Raw genomic sequence first — 7,274 nt, 5'->3', positions numbered from 1 at the left:
TGACGTTGGGAGAACGTCGTCTCGGCGGCGCGTAAGGGGACGGAAGGGCCCGACCCTCCTTTGGCCAGGAGGGCCGGGTCGTTTTTGCCACTTGACAGGGTTATCGGTCATATGAGGGACGGCTCTTTGTCGACGCGTCGGAATCCATGGTGGGGACCATGTTGTCGGGAACGCCGCTGTCCTGCTTTGCCCGGGCGAGATAGTCGTCGCGCTTGGCCGTGTCACCCGCGTGCTCGTACTGCACGGCAAGAAGATACTCGAGCCTGCCGCGCTGAAGGGAATCGGCGGAATCGAGCTCCTGCTCCATCTCCTCGATATGGTTCGTCTTGCCCGCGACAAGAACATCGTAGAGGCGACGGCAATCATACTTGATCGGGTCGAACTGCTGCCCCCAGTCCTCAATCTCAGCCAGGAGCTCGCGCGAGCGCTTCGTGTCGTCGGTGCCAACGTAGAAATTAAACGCCTTGAGCACCAGACCCATGCGCTGCTTGCGTCCCGTCTTGCGTCGAAGCAGCCGATCGAACAGCTTGGCCGCCTGCTCGTCGTCGCCCTGCAGCATGAGGGCATCGATATTCATGCTGGTAAGAACGTATTCGGGATAGAGCAATCTCGTCGAAATCGCACCGAGCAGCTTGTAGAACGCGCCGAATTCCTGTTGGGCGAGCAACTGCTCGAGCTTACGGGTGCGGGAGCGGCGGGCCAGAATCGTGACGATCCAAATGATCACCAGGATGACGAGGAGCACAAGCGTGCCGTTGAAAGAGTTCATGGTCCCTCCTGTCAAACGTGCGTTGATGCGCCATTATCCCGCACGCTGGCGTGTTGTGCCAGCGGGGCGTGGTGTCTTTCGATTTCGCGCAGTGCGGGTATTTGCCTATTCAATCCGGGCCGCCTAGGAAGTAAACTACTGTTGTCGATTTCTCGAAAGGAGACCTTTGTTATGAAGAAGATCGTTCTGGCCTGCGGTTCGGGTATCGCCACCTCGACTGCAGTTGCGCAAAAGGTGACCGACCTCCTCAACAAGAATGGTTATGAGGGCAAGTTCAATATCGTCCAGTGCGCCATCGCCGAGGCAAAGTCCCAGTGCGAGGGTGCCGACCTGCTCATTGCGACCACGGTTGCCCCCGAGGGCATCACCTGCCCGTACGTGAGCGGCGTGCCGTTCCTGACCGGCGTTGGCCGCCCCGCTGCCGAGCAGCAGATCCTGGACATCATGGCCCAGTAAATTAGTGCTTGCATGTTGAAAGCGGGTGGGATAAGATATTCTCCGCTTTCGACATGAGTCGTTGGCAACGCGGGCGTGGCGGAATTGGCAGACGCGTATGGTTCAGGTCCATATGGGGGCAACCCCGTGAAGGTTCAAGTCCTTTCGCCCGCACCATTGAATGATTGAGCCCCAGCAATGGGGCTCTTTTCGTATTCGGGCCCGGTCCTGGGACTTGAACCTGGGGAGGTGCGAGCGTGAAGCGGAGAAGCCGGCGGCATCTCCGTAGCGAGTGGGCCCAAGGGCGCTTCTCGGCACCAGTGACAGTGGGTTACTCGGGGCTCGTCAGAAACTCGTTTCGGTTTTATGCAGTTGTTTTCGGAATTCCCGAGTAGACCTCCCTTTCAGGCCCCTGAATCCTGCGGGTTTGTCGGCGAGATCGGCTGTCTACTCGAGGATTCCCAAACTAACTGCATAAAACCGAAACGAGTTTCTCTCGACGGCGGAGACCGGAGGCTACGTATTTCCGCATGCCAAAGAGATGGGCGGGGCGGACCGAACTGAGCGTCGGCGGCTGCGTATTTCGCCGAGGCTCGGTTTTGCTCCAGAATCGGGGCAGATTCCGGGGATTTACTGAGCGTTGACGAATCGTCAACGCGTACACGAAGCGTCGGCGGGCGCTCATGGCGAGGACGGGCCGGGCGCACGTTTTCCTAAGCGCGCGCAGATGAGGCTTCGACGACGTTCGCCGTGTACGAGCTGTTTGCCCCGCTTCGGGCCGCTCGGCCAGGCAGGAGGTTGTTCCGCCGATGCGCCCCCGGGCACCGATGCCGGCCCATGCTACGATGCGGGCAACAGGACCCCCAGGAAGGGAGCGTGCTATGGCCAAGTATCGGTGCCCCATGTGCGGTTGGGTATACGACGAGGAGGCTGAGGGAGCTCCGTTCTCGGAGCTCGAGACATGCCCCATGTGCGGCACGCCTGCCTCGGAGTTCTACCTGGTGGAAGAGGGCCCTGCTGCATCGGATTCGAATGCGGCCCCGACAAGCTCTGTTGCTACAGGTGCCGACGATAATCCCCTGGCGGTCCCCGAGCGTCTGCGCCGGCGCGACCCGTCCATCAGGCACATGGATACCATCCACGAGCTCGCCGAGCGGGGAAAGCTGCCCGAGGGCGCTATGGCCACGACGTTGCCGATGCCACGCTGGGAAGACATCCTCATCCTGGGTGCCCAGCTCGACCCCATGCCGCTTGCCGAGGATGCCGAGGTCGACATCTCCTGCACGATAGGCCCCACGGCCGATCGTCCCCTGGTGCTCGAAGGGCCTGCGTTCGTGTCGCATATGTCGTTTGGGGCCCTGTCGCGCGAGGCGAAGATCGCCTTGGCACGCGGGGCGGCGGCTGTTGGAACAGCGACCTGTTCTGGCGAGGGAGGCATTCTGCCCGAGGAACAGGCTGCTGCAGGCAGCCGCTACATATTTGAGTACGCGCCGCTTGCATACTCGGTGACCGATGAGAACCTCCAGGCGGCGGGCGCGGTCGAGATCAAGATCGGACAGGGAACCAAGCCCGGCATGGGTGGGCACCTGCCCGGCGAAAAGGTGACAGAAGAGATCGCGCGCATTCGCGGGCGTCAACCAGGCGAGGACATCGTGTCCCCGTCGACTATACCGGGGGTTCACCGGATGAGCGACCTTGCGCGGCTCGTCGACGAGCTGCGCGAACGCAGCGACGGCGCCCCCATCGGAATCAAGCTGGCTGCCGGCCACATCGAGCGCGATGTCGTTGCCGCGGTGACGGCCGGAGCCGACTTCGTGACCATCGACGGGCGTGGCGGCGCGACGGGAGCCTCACCGGTCATGCTGCGCGACGCCTCGTCTGTGCCGACCCTCTACGCGCTTTCCCGCGCCCGGCGTTGCCTGGATAGCATGGAGTCCTCGGCGAGCCTGGTTGTCACGGGCGGCCTGCGCGTCGCCTCGGATATCGTCAAGGCGTTGGCGATGGGCGCCGATGCCGTGGCCCTCGCGACCGCGTCGCTCATGGCGCTCGGCTGCCAGCAGTATCGCATCTGCGGAACGGGCCGCTGCCCCATGGGCATCGCCACGCAGGATCCTGCGCTGCGCGCAAACCTGGATGTGGAGGTGGGCGCTCGTCGCGTCGAAAACTTCTATCGCGCCACCTTTGATGACCTGCGCATGTTCTGCAGGGTCATGGGACACAGAAGCATTGGCGAGCTGAGCTTGGATGACCTGGTGACCTGCGACCCCGTCATCGCGGAGCGTTGCGGTGTCGCACGCGCCTAGGTTGACCGCGGCGTCTGGCCGCCCAGGCGCGCGCCGGCGCCGGCGCTGGGGTCCGGGAACGCAGCTGCGCGCCGGGACCGCGGCCAAGCGCTAGGACCGAGGCCGCGCGCCCGCACCGCGGCCGCACGTCAGATAGGGAGCTCAGCGTTCAAACACCTTGTGTCCGCGGATATAGGTGGCGACGACGCCCGTCCGGTCCAGCTCGTCGGGCGACGTGTGCAGCACATCGCGGTCGAGTACGATGAAGCTCGCCTTATAGCCGGCGCGCAGCATCCCGAGCCCCTCGAAGCCCGCCATGTGTGCGGCAGAGCGAGTGTAGAGGGTAAGGGCTTCTGAGATGGTCAGCGCCTGCTCCTGACCGAAGTCAGTGCCGTCGTAGGCGCGCCGCGTCACAGCTGCCTTGATGTTGGGGAAGGGGTCGGAGGGCGTTGCCCACGACGTTGCGGGGGCATCGGTGGATATGCAGAGGTCCACGCCCGCGTCGAGCAGCGTCCGCAGCGGATAGCTGCGGCGGGTGCGTTCGGTCCCGAGGTTTTCCAGGTACGTTCCAATCTCGGCATAGGGGAAGATCGGCTGCGTCACCACGGCAATGCCCTCGCGCGCCATAGTGGCGACAGCGCCGGATGACGGCGCGGTCGCATGCTCGATGCGCGCGAAGGGGACGTTGCGACCGGCGGAAACCGGCCACGCCCCGTGCGCGGCAATCCGCGTGGCCGCCCGGTCGATGGCGCGCGTTCCCATGGCATGTAGCGAGAGCTGGCAGCCCGTGCGCCGGCAGAACGCGATGGCATCGTCGATGTCCTGCTCGGTACAGGTGGGAAGGCCGCAGGTGCCGGCGTTCTGAGAAGACTCTTCCGTGCCCGTGCCGTCCGGCGTCCGGTAGGGGAGGTCAAACCACGCCGTGCGCCCCGACACGCTGCCATCGCAGAGCAGCTTGATGCCTGCCATGAACACCCGGTTGCGTCGGTCCATGAGTTCGGGCGCAATGGAGTACGTGGGGTCATCCTTTACGTAGTCCCACAGCATATATGAGGCGACATCCTGCTCGAGCCCGGCGCGTCCTGCCGCGGCGAGCGGCGGAAAGGCGTCTCCACCGTCGAGCATGCACATGTCGGTCGCGGCGACGATGCCCTGCGAGGCGAGCAGCTTTCCCAGGTCGACAATGTCGCGCACCAGCTCGTCCTTGCTGCGTTTGGGCATGACGGCAAATACGAGTTCGCGAGCATTCTCCTTAAGCACGCCGGTTGGCTCTCCTGCGGCATCGCGTTCGATCTCGCCGCCTTCCGGGTCGGGCGTGTCGCGCGTGATGCCGGCAAGCTCGAGAGCTCGGCTGTTCACGCAGCGAATATGTCCGCAGGAGCGCATGATGCACACCGGTGCGTCGGCACAGCCGCGGTCGAGGTCCCAGCGCGTGGGCGAGCGATGTTCGGCAAGGAGCCCCTCGTCGTAGCCCCAGCCTAGCACCCAGGCATCGGGCTCCTGTTGGGCACGGCGCGCGCGAATCGCGGCGACGAGCTCCTCGATGGAGGAGATCTTTGGCGGCAGCGCCGAGATGCGCTTGCTGTAATCGGCAAGCATGAGTGCGTGCATGTGTGCGTCGACGAAGCCGGGCATGACGCGGGCCCCGTGCAGGTCGACGGTCTCGGCGTGCGCGTACGCCGCCGGCATGTCGACGCGTGCGCCGACCCACGCCAGCCGCTCGTCTGCGACCACCAGGCTGTCTACATGGGGGAGCGCAGGGTCTCCCGTCCAGATGCGACCGTTAACGAAGCGCGTGCATGCGTGTGCCATGGCGAGTCCCTCTCTGTGCGGCCATCGACCTCATGATAGCCAATGTTGTGCGGGGCACATCGAAAGCCTTGAGCGGCATGTCACAGTTCGATTTCCAACGCTTGACAGAATGGTAAGCGTCTTGCATATTCCCTATGATTATGTAGGAATAAGACCAGTTACCGTGATACCATGAGGACCGGATGAGTCGATTCATTCGGAACCTCAGCACTAGAGATGGTTGACATATGACAGCAGCGAAACGAAGCATGTACAGCAAAGAGGTTCGCGAGCGAGCCATCGAGATCCTGGAGGAGGGGGCCGGACATCGCGCTCTGGCCGCCAAGCTCGGCATCCCCGAGGCCACGGCACGCCAGTGGGCGCGCGCCTATGCCGCCGGTGGCAAAGAGGCCGTTTTGAACGCAGGCGCCCGCCATCGCGTATATGACTACGACGTCAAACTTGCCGTTGCACGAGACCGCGTAGAGCGCGGCAAGACGGTGCGCGAAGTCATGGTGAAGTACAACATTCCAAGCGAGTCTTCGGTCAAGGCGTGGTGCCGCCTCTATCGAGCGGAAGGCGCCGGGGCGTTGGTCGACAAACCTCGGGGAAGAAAGCCGCGCAGCCAAAAAGAGCAGTGATTGCGTAGCATTTTCTGTCAATCTCCAAACGGCCCTGTAGCGGCAGTCACGCGTGCTATGATAGGCGCCGACAAAAAGCCTGGCCTCGTTTGCCTGGAGCGACAGAAAGGACGCATCATGCTCAACGCGATTGAGATTTCGCCCAAGGTCTGGTGGGTTGGCGGCATCGACTGGAACGAGCGCTCGTTCCACGGCTATACCACCGAGAAGGGCATTACCTATAACGCTTACCTCATCATGGATGAGAAGGTCACCCTGATCGACACGGCGAAGGCGACCTTCACCGACGAGTTCCTGCAGCGTATCTCGCAGGTCGTCGACCCCTCCAAGATCGATGTCGTGATCACCAACCACGTGGAGATGGACCACTCCGGTTCCCTGCCGGCCATCCACAAGGTCGCCCCGAACGCGACGATCTATGCGTCCGCCGGCGCCGGCGTCAACGAGGTCCGCGCGCACTTCGGCATCGAGGCCACGCCCGTCAAGTCCGGCGAGACCCTGAACATCGGCGAGCGCACCCTCACCTTCGTGACCACGCCGATGGTCCACTGGCCCGACAACATGGTCACCTACTCCGACGTGGACAAGATCCTGTTCTCCAACGACGCTTTCGGCCAGCACTTTGCCTCGACCAAGCGCTTCGATGACGAGAACGACCTGTGCGAGGTCTACAAGCAGGCCAAGAAGTACTACGCCAACATCGTGTGGCCCTACGGCATGCAGGCCCACAAGGCGCTCGACGTGGTGAAGACCCTCGACCTCAACATGATCGCCCCGAGCCACGGCGTGATCTGGCGCAGCCACATCGCTGACATCCTGGATAAGTATGAGGCCTGGACCACCTACCAGATGCAGGACAAGGCCGTCGTGGTGTACGACTCCATGTGGCACTCCACCGAGTCCATGGCCCGCGAGATCACCGATGCCTTCATCAAGGAGGGCGTCTCCGCCGAGCTTATCGACGTCAAGCACACCCATATCTCCGATATCATGCTCGAGATGTGTGACGCCAAGTTCGTCGCCGTGGGTTCTCCGACGCTGAACTCCAACATGATGCCGACGGTCGCGAGCTTCCTGACCTACATGCGCGGCCTGTCGCCGAACAACTCCATGCGCATCGGTCTGGCCTTCGGCTCCTACGGCTGGGCACCCCTTGGCCCCAAGCAGGTCTACGCCGAGCTCGAGAACGCCAAGTTCCAGCTGCCGGTGCCCGTCGTGGCCCAGCAGTGGATTCCCAGTAAGGAGAACCTGGCCGAGCTGCAGGATACGGTCTGCAAGATGATCGAGGCCGCGGAGGCAAACGAAGCCTAAGGGCCTGTTTCGGGTTGTGCGGGCGCTGCCATGCGAGGCGATGCG

The 7,274-nt window shown here is 63.1% G+C and carries 6 protein-coding genes and 1 tRNA gene; 5 read left to right on the top strand and 2 right to left on the bottom strand.

Going from position 1 to position 7,274, the window contains the following annotated elements; translation table 11 throughout:
* Window positions 1-100: 100 nt before the first annotated feature.
* Window positions 101-769, bottom strand: coding sequence for a hypothetical protein (locus B5F33_RS08705; RefSeq protein ID WP_087411420.1), 669 nt, complete (start codon window positions 767-769; stop codon window positions 101-103).
* Between the two features lie 171 nt (window positions 770-940).
* On the opposite strand from B5F33_RS08705, the gene B5F33_RS08700 reads away from it, so the two are divergent.
* From B5F33_RS08700 to B5F33_RS08690, 3 genes are all read left to right on the top strand, one after another.
* Complete coding sequence (locus tag B5F33_RS08700; protein ID WP_087411419.1) at window positions 941-1,225, top strand: PTS sugar transporter subunit IIB; 285 nt, start codon at window positions 941-943, stop codon at window positions 1,223-1,225.
* Window positions 1,226-1,294: 69 nt separating this feature from the next.
* A tRNA-Leu gene (locus tag B5F33_RS08695) sits at window positions 1,295-1,381 on the top strand.
* 704 nt (window positions 1,382-2,085) lie between these two features.
* Window positions 2,086-3,507: a glutamate synthase-related protein gene (locus tag B5F33_RS08690; RefSeq protein WP_087411418.1), complete on the top strand. Its 1,422-nt coding sequence runs from the start codon at window positions 2,086-2,088 to the stop codon at window positions 3,505-3,507.
* Between the two features lie 141 nt (window positions 3,508-3,648).
* Here B5F33_RS08690 and B5F33_RS08685 read toward each other — a convergent pair whose 3' ends face one another.
* Window positions 3,649-5,298 (bottom strand): amidohydrolase, encoded by a 1,650-nt coding sequence (locus B5F33_RS08685; RefSeq protein ID WP_087411417.1) that lies wholly within the window; start codon window positions 5,296-5,298, stop codon window positions 3,649-3,651.
* Between the two features lie 227 nt (window positions 5,299-5,525).
* On the opposite strand from B5F33_RS08685, the gene B5F33_RS08680 reads away from it, so the two are divergent.
* Together B5F33_RS08680 and B5F33_RS08675 are read left to right on the top strand one after the other, a co-directional pair.
* Window positions 5,526-5,918, top strand: coding sequence for a helix-turn-helix domain-containing protein (locus B5F33_RS08680; RefSeq protein WP_143757967.1), 393 nt, complete (start codon window positions 5,526-5,528; stop codon window positions 5,916-5,918).
* A 117-nt stretch (window positions 5,919-6,035) separates the two neighbouring features.
* On the top strand, window positions 6,036-7,229 hold the full coding sequence (locus B5F33_RS08675) for an FprA family A-type flavoprotein (protein WP_087411415.1): 1,194 nt from the start codon (window positions 6,036-6,038) through the stop codon (window positions 7,227-7,229).
* Window positions 7,230-7,274 lie beyond the last annotated feature (45 nt).

The organism is Collinsella sp. An2 (assembly GCF_002160065.1).
Classification (GTDB): Bacteria; Actinomycetota; Coriobacteriia; order Coriobacteriales; family Coriobacteriaceae; genus Limicola.
The sequence above is the reverse complement of the archived record's forward strand: the minus strand, read 5'-3'. Positions and strand labels throughout refer to the sequence as shown.